Raw genomic sequence first — 14,355 nt, 5'->3', positions numbered from 1 at the left:
GAATAATCTTGAATCGCCACCACCCAACACAGCCCAAAGGACGCGGCGATGAATAGCATCAAGACTTTCGAAATTCGCTACTGTTTCGCAGGTTCGCAAAGAACCTTCACTTACCAGGGCGCGCGATTGAGCGACAGCGACACCTGGTATCTGGCCTTTCTGCATTCCGGGTGCCTGATTACCCACGACACCCCCTGCGGCGGGACCTACCGCACCATGCAGATATTCGCCGAGCGCAGCGGCGTCACGCTGGCGAACTGGAGAGAGTTGTCTGAAAACTAACCCTCCCCGCACAACTCAGACGTCCGACACTGGCGCAAGGAAGCGCTCAACCTGCCCGATGATCCACTTGCACAACGATTAGAAACCGCCGGCAAATGCCCGACGCCCCGCCCTGATTTCAGTCCGCAACTCACCGACGAAATTGGCCGCCGCGCGAACACTGGTGAGATGCTCGGTCGATACCCCGGTAATGAACAGATCGATCCGTCCGCTTTGCGGCTCGAAAACCTTGATTGCCAGGGAGCCGTCGGGGTTGACGGTGCAGGTGCAGGAAAGCGGCAGGAAACCGGACTCCAGGATCTGGCGAAGCTCGTCCATCGAGAGCATGAGAAATTCCTCCTTGGCGGCGCCATTTGGAGAGAGTGCCCGTTGAGAATAGGTCACAAGAACGGGGCTCATACCCGGGCATTCACTGGAAGTGTTACCCAGCACGCATTTTTACCTGGCCAATCCGCTCAGTGGCACGGTGCGAGCACGGCCCTGACCTTCCGTCGCGGCAACTCCACCCGGGAGCATTTTGACGCTGGACCGGCCAGGCGTTATGGTCGCTGGGCTTTCGCACCTCCCAAATCCGAAACGACTTCCTTCAACCCCATCCAGGATCGCCGATGGCCGCACCCGAACACCCGCATGAAGTGGCCCTGCAAAAGTTTCTCGCAGCACGCCCGGAGCTTCGTGAAGCACTCGATCACCTCAACCCCCTGGCCGCCCAGGCCAGGGGCGAAACCCAGGAGCAATACCGCGCGGAGCGACTGCACGAAGCCTTCGAGGCCGAGGCGGAACGCCAGGGTCTGTTTGCCTGGGAACTGAGCCTGCAGTTGACCGTGCAGAGCGCGGAGGAATTTGCCGCGCGGCGGCTCGAAGTGCACCGGGAAGTGGCGGAAATGGCCGGCATGCCCTGGAGCGAGTATTGCGAGCTACACGGCCTGCCACGCGATTGAGCGCCGCTCGGGCCTTCGATAAAGGATCATTGTCACCATGAGTCAACGCTGATGCTGCCCTCTTCCACCAGCCTTCGCAGTAACCCGGAGCTGCTGCGGCGCCAGAAATGGCGCGGCCGCATAGGCCTGTGCCTGGTCGCCAGCCTGTCGGTGCTGGCCGGCATGACCGACGCCATCGGCTTCATGGCCACCGGGGACTTCGTCTCCTTCATGAGCGGCAACACCACGCGCCTGGCCGTCGCCATCAGCGATGCCGACCTGGCCCTGACCCTGCATCTGGTGCTGCTGGTCGTCACCTTCATCGCCGGCAACGCCCTGGGCATCGTCGTCAGCCGCTTGGGCGGCCGCCGGGCCTTGCCGCTGCTGTTGTGCATTGCCACGCTGCTGTGCGCGGCAGCCGCCTGGCCGTTTGAACAACGGCTACCGGCGGTGCTGGCCGCGATCATCGCCATGGGCATGCTCAATGCTGCCGTCGAGGAAGTGAACGGGCTGCCCGTGGGCCTGACCTATGTTACCGGCGCCCTGTCGCGCTTTGGCCGCGGCCTGGGCCGCTGGATGCTCGGCGAGCGGCGCAATGGCTGGCGCATCCAGCTGGTGCCCTGGGGCGGCATGTTCGCCGGCGCCGTGCTGGGCGCCGTTCTGGAGCAGCATCTGGGCCTCGCGGCCCTGTTCGTCAGCGGCCTGCTGTCGGCGCTGCTGGGGCTGTTGTCGCTGAAGATCCCCCATCGCTGGCAACTGGGCTATATGCCGCGCTAAAGCCACTTCGCCGGGCCCGGCATAAAGCTTTATCATGGCCCCAGGTTTGCAGACAGAGTTCTACATGAAGTTCGCCATTGCCCTTTTTTCCGCCGCTCACGCGCCCTCCTCGCGCCGCGCCCTGGCATTCGCCCAGGCAGCGCTGGCTGGCGGCCACGAGATCGTGCGGCTGTTTTTCTATCAGGATGGCGTGCACAGCGCATCGGACAACATCGTCACCCCGCAGGACGAACCGGACCTGCCCGCGCAATGGCGAACCTTCGTCAGCAAGCACCAGCTCGATGGCGTGGTGTGCATTGCCGCGGCCCTGCGCCGCGGGGTGTTGAACCAGGAGGAAGCCGCGCGCTACCAGCGCCCGGCCGTCAACCTGAGCGCGCCCTGGGAGCTTTCCGGGCTCGGCCAGTTGCACGACGCCGTACAGGCGGCCGACCGCCTGATCTGTTTCGGAGGGCCATGAAACATGGCGCAATCCCTGTTGATCATCAGCCGCCAGGCCCCCTGGTCCGGCCCCGGCGCCCGCGAAGCCCTGGATATAGTGCTGGCGGGCGGCGCCTTCGACTTGCCGATCGGCCTGCTGTTTCTTGACGATGGCGTGTTTCAGCTGGCCCCCGGGCAAAAAGCCGCTGCCGTGCAGCAAAAGGACCTCAGCGCCAATCTGCAGGCCCTGCCGCTGTTTGGTGTGGAGCAGCTGTTCGCCTGCGGCGCCAGCGTGGCGGAACGCGGCCTGGACCCGGCCGCGCTGAACCTGGACGAGGTGCAGGTCCTGGCCCCGGCCGAACTCGGCGCACTCATTGACCGTTTTGACCAGGTGATCACCCTCTGATGTCGACCTTGCACGTGCTGTCCCACTCGCCCTTCACCGACTCCCGGCTGACCAGTTGCCTGCGCCTGCTCGGCCCGCAGGATGCCATCCTCCTGTGCGGCGATGCGGTGTACGCCCTGCAGCCTGGCAGCGCGCCGCTGGCGGCCCTGCAGGCACGCGGCGAGACGCTGTCGCTCTACATTTTGGCGGAAGACCACCAGGCCCGAGGCCTGGAGGTTCCGGCCTGGGCCACGAGTATCGATTACCCGGCGTTCGTCGCGCTGTCGATCCAGTACGACAAGGTCAACAGCTGGTTATGAACGCACTGACTGTCGGCGAACGCGCCATCGCCCTGGACAAGGACGGCTACCTGGTGGAACTGGGCGACTGGTCCAGCGAAGTGGCCGCTGCCCTGGCCGTGGCGGAACAGATCGAACTGACCCCCGAGCACTGGGAAATCCTCGAGCTGCTGCGCGGCTTCTACCAGGAGTTCCAGCTGTCGCCCGCGACCCGCCCACTGATCAAATACACCGCCTTGAAGCTGGGCCCGGACAAGGGCAACAGCCTGCACCTGAACCGACTGTTCAAAGGCACTCCCGCCAAACTTGCCGCCAAGCTGGCGGGCCTGCCCAAGCCGACCAATTGCTTATGACCGATTACACCCCGCTGACCATCGAGACGCCCGCCGAGCATCCTTTCGCGCAGTTCGTGCGCATTCTCGGCAAAGGCAAACGCGGCGCCCGCAGCCTCACCCGTGAAGAAGCCCGGGAAGCCATGGGTATGCTGCTCGACGACAAGGTCGAGGACACCCAGCTCGGCGCCTTCCTGATGCTGTTGCGACACAAGGAAGAAAGCCCCGAGGAGCTGGCGGGCTTTACCGAAGCCCTGCGCCAGCGCCTGCAGGCACCGCCGATCAAGGTCGACCTGGACTGGCCCAGCTATGCCGGCAAAAAGCGCCACCTGCCCTGGTTCCTGCTGGCCGCCAAGTGCCTGGCGCAAAACGGCGTGCGCATCCTGCTGCACGGCGGCGGCGCCCATACCGCCGGCCGGCTGTACACCGAGCAATTGCTGGAGCAGCTGCACATCCCGCTGTGCCGCGACTGGCAGGCGGTCGACGCCGCGCTGGACCAGGGCAACCTGGCCTTCATCCCCCTGGGCGACTGGGCGCCACAGCTGCAACGCATGATCGACCTGCGCAATACCCTGGGCCTGCGCTCGCCGATCCACTCCCTGGCGCGCATCCTCAACCCGTTGGGCGCGCGCTGCGGCCTGCAAAGCATCTTCCACCCCGGCTATCAGGGCGTGCATCGCGATGCCAGCGGCCTGCTGGGGGACAACGTCATTGTGATCAAGGGCGACGGCGGCGAAATCGAGATCAACCCGGACAGCGCCAGCCACTTGTACGGCACCACTGGAGGTATCAGTTGGGATGAGGAATGGCCGGCGCTGTCCGAGCAGCGCCATGTCAAACCGGCGGCCCTCGACCCCGAGCATCTGAAAGCCGTCTGGCGCGGCGATGTGCAGGACAGCTACCCGCAGCTGGCGCTGATCGCCACCATGGCCCTGGCCCTGCGCGGGCTCGGCATACTCCGGGAACAGGCTTTCGAGCAAGCTCAGCACTACTGGGATGCTCGCGACAGATCGATTTAACCGATCATAATTGCCGGACTTTTGCGTAATTCGTTCGAACTCCTCGGATTAGACTGCACTCCAATGCACACTGACCGAGGAGTTTTTTATGGGCCTGCTGATTGAAGGACGCTGGCACGACCAGTGGTACGAAAGCAGCAAAGACGGCGCCTTCCAGCGCGAACAGGCACAACGCCGCAACTGGGTGACCGCTGACGGCAAACCAGGCCCTAGCGGCGAAGGCGGTTTTCGCGCGGAAGCCGGCCGTTATCATCTGTACGTATCCCTGGCCTGCCCCTGGGCGCACCGCACGCTGATTCTGCGCAAGCTCAAGGGTTTGGAAAGCCTGGTCAACGTGTCGGTGGTCAGCTGGCTGATGCTGGAACAGGGCTGGACTTTCGACCGGGCCCTGGGCTCCAGCGGCGACCAGCTGGATCATCTGGATTTCCTCCACCAACGCTACACCGCCGATACCCGCGACTACACCGGCCGCGTCACCGTGCCCGTGCTCTGGGACAAACAACAGAAACGCATCGTCAGCAACGAATCGGCGGAAATCATCCGCATGTTCAACAGCGCCTTCGATGACCTGAGCGGTAACAGCCTGGACTTCTATCCGGAGCCGCTACGCCGCGAAATCGACGAACTGAACGCGCGCATCTATCCGGCGGTGAACAATGGCGTGTATCGCGCCGGCTTCGCCACTTCGCAGCAAGCCTACGAAGCGGCCTTCGACGATCTGTTCGCCGAACTCGACTGGCTGGAACGGCGCCTGGGCGGCCAACGCTACCTGGCCGGCGAATACCTGACGGAAGCGGACATCCGCCTGTTTACCACGCTGATCCGCTTCGACGCGGTGTATTACGGTCACTTCAAGTGCAACCTGCGGCGGATCGCCGACTATCCGAACCTGTCGAACTGGCTGCGCGAGCTGTACCAATGGCCGGGGATCGGCGAAACCGTGGACTTCACCCATATCAAGGGGCACTACTACGCCAGCCATCGCACCATCAACCCGACCGGCATCGTGCCGAAAGGGCCGGCGCAGGACTTCGATGCGGCGCATGATCGCGAGCGTTTGAGCGGGCGTGGAGTTTGGCGCAAAGGTTGAGATCGCTATCGCGAGCAAGCTCGCTCCTACAGGGATCGCGGATCCCTGTAGGAGCGAGCTTGCCCGCGATGCTTTTTCAGACCTGCGACTGCGCGCCTTCGAACCAGGCGAGCTTCTCGCGAAGCTGCACCACTTCGCCGACGATCACCAGGGTCGGCGCATGCACTTCATGCTCCGCCACCAGCTTCGGCAGATCCGCCAGGGTGCCGGTGAACACTCGCTGGTTGGCGGTCGTGCCCTGCTGGATCAAGGCGGCCGGCGTATCCGCCGAACGGCCATGCCGGATCAGTTGCTCGCAGATCACCGGCAAGCCCACCAGGCCCATGTAGAACACCAGGGTCTGCGCAGGCGCGACCAGGTCGGCCCAGGGCAGATCAGTGGTGCCATCCTTCAGGTGTCCGGTGACGAAACGCACGGACTGCGCATAGTCACGGTGGGTCAAAGGAATGCCGGCATAGGCCGCGCAGCCACTGGCCGCGGTAATCCCCGGCACCACCTGGAACGGAATGCCATGGGCCGCCAGCTCTTCGATCTCTTCGCCACCACGGCCGAAGATGAACGGATCGCCACCCTTCAGACGCAGCACGCGCTTGCCCTGTTTGGCCAGGTCCACCAATTGCTGGTTGATCTGTTCCTGGGGCAAGGCGTGATCGGCGCGGCGCTTGCCGACATACACCCGCTCGGCATCGCGCCGGCACAGCTCGAGAATCGCCGGAGCTACGAGGCGGTCGTAGAGCACCACATCGGCTTGCTGCATCAGGCGCAAGGCGCGGAAGGTCAGCAGGTCCGGATCGCCCGGCCCGGCTCCCACCAGATACACCTCGCCCGGCGCATGGGGCGCTTCGCCGGCGATCTTGGCCTGCAGCAAGCGCTCGGCCTCCTCGCCCTGCCCGGCCAGCTGCCGGTCGGCGATCGGTCCCTGGAACACGTCTTCCCAAAAGGCACGACGCTGCTGCACGTCCGGAAACAGGCCTTTGACCTGATTGCGAAAACGCGCGGCCAGGCCGGCCAGTTGACCGTAGGTCGAGGGAATCCAGGTTTCCAGCTTGGCCCGGATCAGGCGCGCCAGCACCGGTGCATCGCCGCCGCTGGAGACGGCGATCACCAACGGCGAACGGTCGACGATCGCCGGAAAGATCACGCTGCACAGGGCCGGCGCGTCCACCACATTGACCGGCACGCAGCGCCGATGAGCATCGGCGGAAACCTGGGCATTGAGCGGTTCGTCGTCGGTAGCAGCGATGATCAGCACACAGCCGTCCAGGTCCGCCTCGGCATAACCGCGCGACAGGCATTCGCCGCCGCTGGCCGTAACCAGCTCGCGCAACTGGGGTTCCACTTCAGGTGCAACTACCCGCAGCAGCGCACCGGCGTCGGCCAGCAGGCGGGATTTGCGCAAGGCAATCTCCCCGCCGCCGACCACCAACACACGACTGCCGCGCAGGTTATGAAACAGCGGCAGAAATTCCATTTAGCCGATGACCTCGAGGCCGCCCATGTAAGGCTTGAGCACCTCAGGCACACGGATCGAACCGTCGGCCTGCTGGTAGTTCTCCAGCACCGCCACCAGGGTACGACCGACCGCCAGGCCGGAACCGTTCAGGGTATGCACCAGTTCCGGCTTGCCGGTTTCCGGATTGCGGAAGCGCGCCTGCATGCGACGGGCCTGGAAGTCGCCGCAGTTGGAGCACGACGAAATCTCGCGGTACTTGTCCTGGCTCGGGATCCACACTTCCAGATCGTAAGTCTTGACCGCGCTGAAGCCCATGTCGCCGGTGCACAGCGCCAGGGTGCGGTAAGGCAGCTCCAGCAGTTGCAGGACTTTCTCGGCGTTGGCGGTCAGGCCTTCCAGGGCTTCCATGGAGGTCGATGGCTCGACGATCTGGACCATCTCGACCTTGTCGAACTGGTGCTGGCGAATCATGCCGCGGGTGTCGCGGCCCGACGAACCGGCTTCACTGCGGAAGCACGGGGTGTGGGCGACGAACTTGATCGGCAGCTGCTTCGAATCGAGGATCTCGCCGGCCACGATATTGGTCAGCGACACTTCGGCGGTCGGGATCAGGTACAGATCGGCTTCGTTTTCACGGCTGATCTTGAACAGGTCTTCTTCGAACTTCGGCAGTTGGCCGGTCCCCACCAATGCTGGTGCCTGCACCAGGTAAGGGGTGTAGGCCTCTTCGTAACCGTGTTCGCTGGTGTGCAGGTTGATCATGAACTGCGCCAGGGCGCGGTGCAGACGGGCGATCGGCCCGCGCAGCAGGGCAAAACGCGCGCCCGACAGCTTGGCCGCGGTCTCGAAGTCCAGCCAGCCGTTTTTTTCACCCAGGGCGACGTGGTCCAGGATCGGGAAGTCGAACGCCGTCGGCGTGCCCCAGCGGCGCACTTCGACGTTGCCCTCTTCGTCGTCGCCAACCGGCACCGATTCGTGGGGCAGGTTCGGGATGCCCTGCAGGATCGCATCCAGCTCGGTTTGAATGGCGTCCAGCTCAACCTTACCGACCGCCAACTCGCCCGCCATGCGCTCGACGTCGGCCATCAGCGGCGCGATGTCTTCGCCGCGCTGCTTGGCCTGACCGATGGACTTGGAGCGCGCGTTACGTTCGGCCTGCAGTTGTTCGGTGCGGGTCTGGACGGTCTTGCGCTGTTCTTCCAGCGCTTCGATGCGTGCTACATCCAGGGCAAAGCCACGGGATGCCAGGCGGTCCGCTACGTCCTGAAGGTTGCTACGTAACAGTTTGGAATCGAGCATGTCGGTCTCTCGTTTATCAAAGTTTGGTCAGGGACAGGCCGGCCCAGGTCGCGAGCAGCCCGCCGAATACGCTGATGGCCGCATAGCCCAGGGCCAGCGGTATCTGTCCGCTTTCCAGCAGACGTACCGTATCCAGTGAAAAGGATGAAAAAGTCGTCAGGCCGCCAAGGAAGCCCACCATCAACCCGGCGCGCACCTCGATGGGCACCACCGGGCGTATCAGAAACAGGCCGTACAGCACGCCGATCAGCAGGCAGCCCACGATATTAACGGCCAGCGTCGCGGTATAGAAGTGCCGCGGCCAATTGGCGCTGATCCAGTTACCGGTGGCAAAGCGCAACAGGGTTCCGGCAATACCACCCACCGAGACGGCAAGGATCAACGGGATCACGGTTTTCTCCGCTGCTTGGGGCTGGCCCGGTCAAGCTCCGCCAGGTGCTTGAGCTTCTCGCCGATCTTCAGTTCCAGGCCACGGGGCACGGGTTGATAGAAGGGTTGCGGCTCCAGCGCCTCGGGAAAGTAGTCTTCGCCGGCCGCGTAGGCATCCGGCTCATCATGGGCATAACGATATTCGTCGCCGTAGCCCAGTTGCTTCATCAGTTTGGTCGGCGCATTGCGCAGGTGCAGCGGCACTTCCAGCGACCCATGTTCGGCAGCGCTGCGCATGGCGGCCTTGAAGCCCATGTACACGGCGTTGCTTTTCGGCGCGCAGGCCAGATAGGTGATGGCCTGGGCCACCGCCAGCTCGCCTTCGGGGCTGCCCAGGCGCTCCTGCACGTCCCAGGCCGCCAGGCACAGGCTCAATGCCCGTGGATCGGCGTTGCCGATGTCTTCGCTGGCCATGCGCACCACGCGCCGCGCCAGGTACAGCGGGTCGCAACCACCGTCGAGCATCCGCGCGAACCAGTACAAGGCACCGTCCGGGTTGGAACCGCGGACCGATTTGTGCAGCGCCGATATCTGGTCATAGAAGGCTTCGCCGCCCTTGTCGAAACGCCGGCGGGTATCGCCCAGCAGGCTTTGCAGCAGCTCGACGCCGATTTGCGTGCCGTCTTCGGCGAGATCGGAAGCATTCTCCAGCAGGTTGAGCAGGCGCCGGCCATCGCCGTCCGCCGCCGCCAGGAGCATCTGAAAGCCTTCGTCGCTGAGGCTCAGCTGGCGCTTGCCCAGCCCGCGTTCTTCAGTCAAGGCCCGCTGCACCAGCTTGTGCAGCGCCGCCTCGTCGAGGCTCTTGAGCACATACACCCGGGCCCGGGACAACAGTGCGTTGTTCAGCTCGAAGGACGGGTTCTCGGTGGTCGCACCGATGAAAATCAGGGTGCCGTCTTCGACATAGGGCAGGAAGGCATCCTGCTGCGACTTGTTGAAACGGTGCACTTCGTCGACGAACAGGATGGTCCGGCGCCCGTACTGGGCCGCCTGCTGCTTGGCGATTTCCACCGCCTGGCGGATCTCCTTGACCCCGGCCAGCACCGCCGAGACCGTTTCGAAGTGCGCATCCGAGACTTTCGCCAGGAGCCGCGCCAGGGTGGTCTTGCCCACGCCCGGCGGCCCCCAGAAGATCATCGAGTGCAAAGCCCCCTGTTCCAGCGCTTCGCGCAAAGGCTTGCCGCGGGCGAGCACATGTTCCTGACCGACGTACTCGTCCAGGTTGGCCGGGCGCAGGCGCGCGGCCAGGGGTTGGGCGATCGGGTCACTGCGAAACAGATCCATGGCGGACGATTGAAACCTCTTGGCGGCGACTTATTCTTGGATCACGTCGGCACCCTTGGGGATGTCGAACTTGAACTTGGAAGCGGCGATCGGCTCGTTGGCCTTGACCCCGGTGAACAGGATATTGGTGCGCTGGCCAACACTGTCGATCAGTTGCATGTCATTCACCAGGCCATTGCGGAACGACAGGCGCAGGCTGTCGAACAGGGTGTCCTTGGTTTTCGGCTTGAGGATGAAGTCCACCACGCCGCCGGCTTCCTTGGCGCTGATGTCGAAGCTTTCGCTGATTTTCGACACATCGCCCGACAACAACAAGGCTGGGGTCTGGGTCAGGCGCTGGTCCAGGGTCTTGATGGTGACCTGTTCCAGGTCCGGGTCCCACAGGGAAACCTTCTTGCCGTCGGAGACCATCAGTTGCTCCTGCGGCGCATCGGTGTGCCAGTAGAACAGACCCGGGCGCTTCAGCGCCATGTCGCCAGCGGTTTCCTGCAGCTGGGTGCCGCTGCCGTCGAGGGTCAGCTGCGAGAAACGCGCAGTCAGGGTCTGGGACTTTTCGAGCAACTGGGTCAGGCGCGCCACGTCTTTCTGATCGGCATGGGCCGACAGCGTCGTTAAAGCCAGTACCGGTACCAGCAACATGCGGATAAGACGCATGGGAGTCCTCATTAGATTCGTGGAAAAAACCGGCGGCGCTGGGGCGCGCCGCCTGTGTCGGGTCATTAGTCGCGCATCGGACCCGGCGCTATCACTTCGCGCGAGCCGTTGGTGTTCATGGCGGTCACCACACCGGCCATTTCCATGGCTTCGATCATGCGGGCCGCGCGGTTGTAGCCGATCTTGAGCTTGCGCTGAACCGCGGAGATCGATGCCCGGCGGCTCTCGAGGACGAACTGCACCGCCTCGTCGTACAGCGCGTCGGTCTCGGCGTCGTCACCGTCACCACCACCGCTGCCGCCGTCGAAGCCGCTACCGGCTTCTTCGACACCGTTGAGGATGTCGTCGTTGTACTCCGGTGCACCACGCAGTTTCCAGGCCTCCACCACACGGTGCACCTCATCGTCGGAGACGAAGGCGCCATGGACGCGGATCGGCAGGCTGGTGCCCGGCGGCATATAGAGCATGTCACCGTGACCCAGCAGCTGTTCGGCGCCGCCCTGGTCGATGATGGTCCGCGAGTCGATCTTGCTCGATACCTGGAACGCCATGCGGGTCGGGATGTTGGCCTTGATCAGGCCGGTGATCACGTCCACCGACGGACGCTGGGTCGCCAGGATCAGGTGGATCCCCGCGGCACGGGCCTTCTGGGCGATCCGCGCAATCAGTTCTTCGACCTTCTTGCCGACGATCATCATCATGTCGGCGAATTCGTCGACCACCACGACGATGGTCGGCAGCTTGGTCAGCAGCGGCGCTTCGTCGTGAATGCTTTCGCGGTTGTACAGTGGGTCGGTCAGCGGTGTACCGGCCTCGATCGCCTCCTTGACCTTGGCGTTGAAGCCCGACAGGTTTCGCACGCCCATCTTCGCCATCAGCTTGTAGCGCCGCTCCATCTCGGCCACGCTCCAGCGCAGGGCGTTGGCGGCGTCCTTCATGTCAGTCACCACCGGGCACAACAGGTGCGGGATGCCTTCGTAGATCGACAGCTCGAGCATTTTCGGGTCGATCATGATCAGCTTGGCGTCTTCCGGGCCGGACTTGAACAGGATCGACAGAATCATCGCGTTCACACCCACCGACTTACCGGAACCGGTGGTACCGGCCACCAGCAGGTGAGGCATCTTGGCCAGGTCGGTGATGATCGGCTTGCCGCCGATATCGTGGCCCAGGGCCAGGGTGACCGGGGATTTGAAGTTGTCGTATTCCGGGGTCGACAGCACTTCGGAGAAGCGCACGATCTGCCGGTCTTCGTTGGGAATCTCGATACCCACGGTGGTCTTGCCGGGAATCACTTCCACTACCCGCACGCTGGTCACCGCCAGCGAACGCGCCAGGTCCTTGGCCAGGTTGGCGATACGGCTGACTTTCACACCGGCGGCCGGCTGGATTTCGTAACGGGTAATCACCGGGCCCGGATGGATGGAGTCCACCGACACCTCGACCCCGAACTCCTTGAGCTTGATTTCCAGCAGATGGCCGACAGCGGCCAGCGACTCGGGGGAGTAGTTGAGTTGTTTCTTTTCCGCCGGATCGAGAATAGAGATAGGCGGCAAGGTGCCTTCGACCGCGCTGTCGATGAACAGCGGGACCTGTTTCTCTTTCTGCACACGTTTGCTTGGCTCGGGCGCTTTGACCGGGGCCGGGGCAATCACCGGCGGGACCTGTTTCTCACGGTCGGACATGTGCTTGCTCAGGGCCTGCTCGCGCTCGATCAGGCGCTCCTTGACCTTGGCCTGCTCACGCTTGTCGGTCACGGTCGGAGCAACCACCTCATCGACCCGGGCATCCACTTCCCGCAACTGGGCGACCAGTTGCTTACGCTCGGTCCGGGCTGCCCACCAGCGGTTGGCGGCGCCCTGGAACAGTTCGAACAGGTCGAGGGTGATCTTGCCGGTCACATCCATGACCTTGAACCAGGAAAGATCGGTAAAAACGGTCAGGCCGAACAGGAACAGCGCGATAAACATCAGGGTACTGCCCTGGATATTCAGCGCGTTCTTGGCCAGGTCGCCCAGGCTTTCACCCAGCGCCCCGCCCGCGCCAGCCGGCAGGCCGGTCGCCGCATGGAAATGGATATGCGCCAACGCGGCACCGGACAGCACCAGGAATACCAGGCCGATCAGGCGCCAGGAAAACAGCCAGCCGCTCCACTGCCACGGCTCATGGCGCTGACGGAAGATCTGATAAGTCTTGATCGCCAATAACAACGGGAAGATATAGGCGAAGTAACCCAACACCATAAACAGGATATCGGCGCTGTAAGAGCCCGCAGGACCACCGAAGTTCTGTACATCTTCGATCTTGCTGTTATGACTCCAGCCCGGATCGTCCTTGCCATATGTCAGCAATGCCATCATCAGGAACAGGCACAAGGCCCCAATGGCGATCAACGCACCTTCCTTGAGCCGGTAGTGCAATTGCTGGCGCCAGAGTGGGACTACTGTTTTAGGTGCTGCGGTGGATTTCTTCAAAACGCGTCTTTTCCTGCGCCATGGGCGCGTCCAACTGTTGATCGACTAAAAAATACTGCCCAATCCAGGCAGGTAAAAAAGTTGACGAGCGTAACTGGGGCTACTTTTAACATTCTGCCCACGCATTGCGAAACTGTAAGAGCTGCCGCGTGCAATGCCGATGTATTCCACATAGGGATACAAACCCGCATTGTACGGGTTTGTAAGCGCCGTGCCACGCTGCTCAATACTGGGTGTAGCATAATCAGGAACACTTTACGCAGTATTCAATTTGAGCATGCATTCTCTTTTGTGACAAAGGCTTATGAGGTGTTTTTATGACCGAAGCGAAGCATTCACGCCTGATCATTCTGGGCTCCGGCCCTGCCGGTTACAGCGCTGCCGTTTATGCCGCCCGCGCCAACCTCAAACCGACCGTCATCACCGGCCTGCAAGCAGGCGGTCAACTGACCACCACCGTCGAGGTCGACAATTGGCCAGGCGATGTCGAAGGCCTGACCGGCCCGGTGCTGATGGAGCGCATGCAAAAACACGCTGAACGCTTCGACACCGAGATCGTCTACGACCACATCCATACTGCGGAGTTGCAGCAGCGACCCTTTATCCTCAAGGGCGACAGCGGCACCTACAGCTGCGACGCACTGATCATCGCCACGGGTGCATCGGCCCAGTACCTGGGCCTGCCCTCCGAAGAAACCTTCGCCGGCAAGGGTGTATCCGCCTGCGCTACCTGTGACGGCTTTTTCTATCGCAATCAAGTAGTTGCCGTGATCGGCGGCGGCAACACCGCCGTGGAGGAAGCCCTGTACCTCTCCAACATCGCCAAAGAGGTTCACCTGGTGCACCGGCGCGACAAGCTGCGCGCGGAGAAAATCCTCCAGGACAAGCTGTTCGACAAAGCCGCCAAGGGCAATATCCGCCTGCACTGGAACCAGAATCTCGATGAGGTGCTGGGCGATGCCAGCGGCGTCACCGGCGCCCGACTGCGTGAAAGCCAGACCGGAGAGACCCAGGAACTCGCACTGGCCGGCGTATTCATCGCCATCGGTCACAAGCCCAATACAGATCTGTTCAAGGGCCAGCTGGAAATGCGCGATGGCTATCTGCTGGTCAAGGGTGGCAGCGAAGGCGACGCCACGGCCACCGGCATCCCGGGCGTGTTCGCCGCGGGCGATGTGGCCGACCATGTGTACCGCCAGGCCGTCACTTCCGCGGGTGCGGGCTGCATGGCAGCCCTGGAT

The 14,355-nt window shown here is 63.1% G+C and carries 17 protein-coding genes; 10 read left to right on the top strand and 7 right to left on the bottom strand.

Annotated elements, in window-relative coordinates; all coding sequences use genetic code 11:
* Positions 1-48 precede the first annotated feature (48 nt).
* Positions 49-282 (top strand): DUF6555 family protein, encoded by a 234-nt coding sequence (locus J4E58_RS09025; RefSeq protein WP_007929246.1) that lies wholly within the window; start codon positions 49-51, stop codon positions 280-282.
* A gap of 78 nt (positions 283-360) precedes the next feature.
* Here J4E58_RS09025 and J4E58_RS09020 read toward each other — a convergent pair whose 3' ends face one another.
* A complete protein-coding gene (locus tag J4E58_RS09020; protein WP_053261828.1) occupies positions 361-609 on the bottom strand; it encodes a DUF1652 domain-containing protein in 249 nt (82 codons plus the stop codon).
* 281 nt (positions 610-890) lie between these two features.
* Here J4E58_RS09020 and J4E58_RS09015 point away from each other — a divergent pair, with 281 nt between their 5' ends.
* The 8 genes from J4E58_RS09015 (at position 891) to J4E58_RS08980 (ending at position 5,521) form a co-directional block, all read left to right on the top strand.
* Positions 891-1,223, top strand: coding sequence for a DUF6388 family protein (locus J4E58_RS09015; protein WP_053261829.1), 333 nt, complete (start codon positions 891-893; stop codon positions 1,221-1,223).
* A gap of 51 nt (positions 1,224-1,274) precedes the next feature.
* Positions 1,275-1,979, top strand: coding sequence for a YoaK family protein (locus tag J4E58_RS09010; RefSeq protein ID WP_087091606.1), 705 nt, complete (start codon positions 1,275-1,277; stop codon positions 1,977-1,979).
* Positions 1,980-2,043: 64 nt separating this feature from the next.
* Positions 2,044-2,436, top strand: a complete 393-nt coding sequence (tusD, locus tag J4E58_RS09005) for a sulfurtransferase complex subunit TusD (RefSeq protein ID WP_087091607.1) — start codon at positions 2,044-2,046, stop codon at positions 2,434-2,436.
* Positions 2,437-2,439: 3 nt separating this feature from the next.
* Positions 2,440-2,802 (top strand): sulfurtransferase complex subunit TusC, encoded by a 363-nt coding sequence (tusC, locus tag J4E58_RS09000; RefSeq protein WP_085534145.1) that lies wholly within the window; start codon positions 2,440-2,442, stop codon positions 2,800-2,802.
* Positions 2,802-3,101, top strand: coding sequence for a sulfurtransferase complex subunit TusB (gene tusB, locus J4E58_RS08995; RefSeq protein WP_087091608.1), 300 nt, complete (start codon positions 2,802-2,804; stop codon positions 3,099-3,101). The genes tusC and tusB overlap by 1 nt, the downstream gene beginning before the upstream one ends.
* Complete coding sequence (locus J4E58_RS08990; RefSeq protein ID WP_087091609.1) at positions 3,098-3,433, top strand: TusE/DsrC/DsvC family sulfur relay protein; 336 nt, start codon at positions 3,098-3,100, stop codon at positions 3,431-3,433. Before tusB ends, J4E58_RS08990 begins: the two co-directional genes overlap by 4 nt.
* A complete protein-coding gene (locus tag J4E58_RS08985) occupies positions 3,430-4,431 on the top strand; it encodes a glycosyl transferase family protein (protein ID WP_087091610.1) in 1,002 nt (333 codons plus the stop codon). Before J4E58_RS08990 ends, J4E58_RS08985 begins: the two co-directional genes overlap by 4 nt.
* A gap of 88 nt (positions 4,432-4,519) precedes the next feature.
* The gene (locus J4E58_RS08980; protein ID WP_087091611.1) at positions 4,520-5,521 is read left to right on the top strand and encodes a glutathione S-transferase family protein; all 1,002 of its coding nucleotides are present in this window, start codon (positions 4,520-4,522) and stop codon (positions 5,519-5,521) included.
* A 76-nt stretch (positions 5,522-5,597) separates the two neighbouring features.
* Here the strand turns inward: J4E58_RS08980 and cysG are convergent, their stop codons facing one another.
* The 6 genes from cysG to ftsK all read right to left on the bottom strand — a co-directional run bounded on the left by cysG (position 5,598) and on the right by ftsK (position 13,114).
* Complete coding sequence (cysG, locus tag J4E58_RS08975; RefSeq protein WP_087091612.1) at positions 5,598-6,992, bottom strand: siroheme synthase CysG; 1,395 nt, start codon at positions 6,990-6,992, stop codon at positions 5,598-5,600.
* Positions 6,993-8,273 carry a serine--tRNA ligase gene (gene serS / locus J4E58_RS08970; protein WP_087091613.1) on the bottom strand — a complete coding sequence of 427 codons (1,281 nt, stop codon included), beginning with the start codon at positions 8,271-8,273 and terminating at the stop codon, positions 6,993-6,995.
* Between the two features lie 16 nt (positions 8,274-8,289).
* Positions 8,290-8,664 carry a fluoride efflux transporter CrcB gene (gene crcB / locus J4E58_RS08965; RefSeq protein ID WP_087091614.1) on the bottom strand — a complete coding sequence of 125 codons (375 nt, stop codon included), beginning with the start codon at positions 8,662-8,664 and terminating at the stop codon, positions 8,290-8,292.
* The gene (locus tag J4E58_RS08960; RefSeq protein ID WP_009044577.1) at positions 8,661-9,986 is read right to left on the bottom strand and encodes a replication-associated recombination protein A; all 1,326 of its coding nucleotides are present in this window, start codon (positions 9,984-9,986) and stop codon (positions 8,661-8,663) included. Before J4E58_RS08960 ends, crcB begins: the two co-directional genes overlap by 4 nt.
* Before the next feature lie 30 nt (positions 9,987-10,016).
* Entirely contained in the window at positions 10,017-10,640 is a 624-nt protein-coding gene (gene lolA / locus J4E58_RS08955) for an outer membrane lipoprotein chaperone LolA (RefSeq protein ID WP_007929220.1), read from the bottom strand.
* A gap of 65 nt (positions 10,641-10,705) precedes the next feature.
* On the bottom strand, positions 10,706-13,114 hold the full coding sequence (gene ftsK / locus J4E58_RS08950) for a DNA translocase FtsK (RefSeq protein ID WP_009044578.1): 2,409 nt from the start codon (positions 13,112-13,114) through the stop codon (positions 10,706-10,708).
* Between the two features lie 317 nt (positions 13,115-13,431).
* Between ftsK and trxB the strand changes: the two genes are divergently transcribed.
* The coding region (trxB, locus tag J4E58_RS08945; RefSeq protein WP_207255313.1) for a thioredoxin-disulfide reductase at positions 13,432-14,355 on the top strand (924 nt) is incomplete at its 3' end.

It is taken from the genome of Pseudomonas sp. FW305-25 (genome assembly GCF_017351415.1).
GTDB classification, from domain to species: Bacteria; Pseudomonadota; Gammaproteobacteria; order Pseudomonadales; family Pseudomonadaceae; genus Aquipseudomonas; species Aquipseudomonas chlororaphis.
The sequence above is the reverse complement of the archived record's forward strand: the minus strand, read 5'-3'. Positions and strand labels throughout refer to the sequence as shown.

Bases quoted from the DNA above. Each gene is read 5' to 3' on its own strand.
- J4E58_RS09010 (WP_087091606.1), top strand. From the start codon at position 1,275: ATGCTGCCCTCTTCCACCAGCCTTCGCAGTAACCCGGAGCTGCTGCGG.
- J4E58_RS09020 (WP_053261828.1), bottom strand. From the start codon at position 609: ATGCTCTCGATGGACGAGCTTCGCCAGATCCTGGAGTCCGGTTTCCTG.
- J4E58_RS09025 (WP_007929246.1), top strand. From the start codon at position 49: ATGAATAGCATCAAGACTTTCGAAATTCGCTACTGTTTCGCAGGTTCG.
- cysG (WP_087091612.1), bottom strand. From the start codon at position 6,992: ATGGAATTTCTGCCGCTGTTTCATAACCTGCGCGGCAGTCGTGTGTTG.
- tusC (WP_085534145.1), top strand. From the start codon at position 2,440: ATGGCGCAATCCCTGTTGATCATCAGCCGCCAGGCCCCCTGGTCCGGC.
- J4E58_RS09015 (WP_053261829.1), top strand. From the start codon at position 891: ATGGCCGCACCCGAACACCCGCATGAAGTGGCCCTGCAAAAGTTTCTC.
- J4E58_RS08960 (WP_009044577.1), bottom strand. From the start codon at position 9,986: ATGGATCTGTTTCGCAGTGACCCGATCGCCCAACCCCTGGCCGCGCGC.
- J4E58_RS08980 (WP_087091611.1), top strand. From the start codon at position 4,520: ATGGGCCTGCTGATTGAAGGACGCTGGCACGACCAGTGGTACGAAAGC.
- tusD (WP_087091607.1), top strand. From the start codon at position 2,044: ATGAAGTTCGCCATTGCCCTTTTTTCCGCCGCTCACGCGCCCTCCTCG.
- lolA (WP_007929220.1), bottom strand. From the start codon at position 10,640: ATGCGTCTTATCCGCATGTTGCTGGTACCGGTACTGGCTTTAACGACG.
- J4E58_RS08990 (WP_087091609.1), top strand. From the start codon at position 3,098: ATGAACGCACTGACTGTCGGCGAACGCGCCATCGCCCTGGACAAGGAC.
- tusB (WP_087091608.1), top strand. From the start codon at position 2,802: ATGTCGACCTTGCACGTGCTGTCCCACTCGCCCTTCACCGACTCCCGG.
- J4E58_RS08985 (WP_087091610.1), top strand. From the start codon at position 3,430: ATGACCGATTACACCCCGCTGACCATCGAGACGCCCGCCGAGCATCCT.
- serS (WP_087091613.1), bottom strand. From the start codon at position 8,273: ATGCTCGATTCCAAACTGTTACGTAGCAACCTTCAGGACGTAGCGGAC.